At 59.8% G+C, this 2,004-nt stretch carries 1 protein-coding gene; it reads left to right on the top strand.

The window, feature by feature from the left end; translation table 11 throughout:
* Window positions 1-2,004: Tn3 family transposase (locus tag B5X82_RS26050; protein WP_079651172.1), on the top strand; the 2,004-nt coding region annotated here is incomplete at both ends.

The raw sequence follows: 2,004 nt of genomic DNA, 5'->3' as shown, positions 1-2,004 counted from the left end.
GCCGGCGCGACAGCTCGGCCTTTATGCGATTTATCTAATGTCGCGGGAGGCGCAACTCACTGACGCGATGATCGACCTGCTGATCGAAACCGTTCACAAGATCGGAACGCGCTCGAAACGCAAGGTGGTGGGCGATATCGCGAAAGACATCGAGCGGGTCTATGGAAAGGAGCGCCTGCTGGTCGAGATCGCCAGCGCCTCGATCAATGAACCATCGGGGCGCATCTGCGATGTCATTTTCCCGATCGCCGGTAAGGCCAAGCTGGCGGCGATCGTCAAGGAGAGCCATGCGAAGGGCGCTCTGGACCGGCGCATCTACAAGGTGATGCGTGGTTCCTGGGCCAATCATTACCGGCGCATGCTGCCAAGCCTGCTTTCCGTACTTGAGTTCCGGTCGAACAACGCGGTGTGGCGGCCGGTCCTGGCGGCCCTCGACTGGATCAGGAGCAAGGTGGATGGCGGATGCCGCTTCGTGCCATTGCAGGATGTTCCGATCGATGAGGTGATTCCAGCGCGATGGCGCAGTTCCGTCATTGATGACGATGGGCGGGTAAACCGGATCAGCTATGAGCTTTGCGTCCTGACGCAACTGCGCGACCGCATCCGCTCCAAAGAAATCTGGGTGGTCGGGGCGGATCGCTATCGCAATCCCGATGACGATCTTCCCAAGGACTTCGAGATCAGGCGAGATGCGTACTATTCCGGCCTCAGCCTGACGCCAGATGCGCAGGCGTTTTGCGCCTCGATCCGGGAGGAGCTTGAACGGGAACTGTTGCTCCTCAATGCCAATATTCCACAAAACGACAAGGTCCGGCTCCTGTGGCGCGGCGACAACCGGATATCGATTACACCGTTCAAGCCCTTGCCCGAACCGAAGGGTCTCGCTTCGATCAAAAGCGAGATCGGTCAGCGCTGGCCGATGACCGGACTGCTGGACGTGTTGAAAGAGGCTGCTCTGGACACGGGATTGATGGATGCTTTCGAAACGTCGGCCTCGCGGGTTACCCTGTCGAAAGCAGCCTTGGCTCAGCGTCTTTTGCTGTGTCTCTATGGCTTGGGCACGAACGCCGGGCTCAAGCGGGTCGCTGGCGCAACACCCGATGTCAGTTACGAGGAATTGCTGCATGTCCATCGCCGTTTCATCCACGCGCCAGCGCTGAGGGAGGCGTGCGCGCGGGTAGCAAACGCGACACTGGCAATCCGCAATGCCGCAGTATGGGGAGATGCGGGCACGGCATGCGCGTCCGATTCAACGAAGTTCGGCGCGTGGGACCGCAACCTGATGACGGAATGGCACGCCCGCTATGGCGGCCGTGGCGTCATGATCTACTGGCATGTGGAGAAGCGCGCGACCTGCGTTTATTCCCAGCTCAAGCGGTGCTCTTCCTCGGAGGTCGCCTCCATGATCGAAGGCGTGCTACGCCATTGCACCGACATGGAAATCCAGCGCCAGTACGTCGATAGCCACGGCCAGAGCGCAGTCGGCTTTGCGTTCTGCCGACTCCTTGGATTTGAGCTTGCCCCGCGGCTGAAAGCAGTGGCACGCCAGAAACTGGCCCTTCCCCAAGCCGGCATGCGCACGCGGCTTTCCAATTTACTGCCGATCCTCTCCAGCCCGATCGACTGGGACGAGATCGAGCAACAATATGACGAAATGGTCAAATATGCCGCTGCCATGCAATCGCGCACCGCCGATCCGGAAGCGATCCTGCTCCGGTTTGCCAGAGCCGAAGTGATGCACCCGACCTACAAGGCGCTGAGTGAACTCGGCCGCGCGGTCAAAACAATCTTCCTATGCCGGTATTTGCGTCAGGAGGCATTCCGCCGCGAGATCCACGAAGGGCTGAATGTGGTTGAGAACTGGAACGGCGCTAATGGTTTCGTGTTCTTCGGCAAGGGCGGCGAGATCGCCACCAACCGCATCCATGAGCAGGAAATCTCCGTTCTGGCGCTACACCTCCTGCAAGCGTCGCTGGTGTATGTGAACACCCGCATGCTTCAGAC

The sequence above is a fragment of the Rhizorhabdus histidinilytica genome (assembly GCF_900167915.1).
Lineage (GTDB): Bacteria > Pseudomonadota > Alphaproteobacteria > Sphingomonadales > Sphingomonadaceae > Rhizorhabdus > Rhizorhabdus histidinilytica.
The sequence above is the reverse complement of the archived record's forward strand: the minus strand, read 5'-3'. Positions and strand labels throughout refer to the sequence as shown.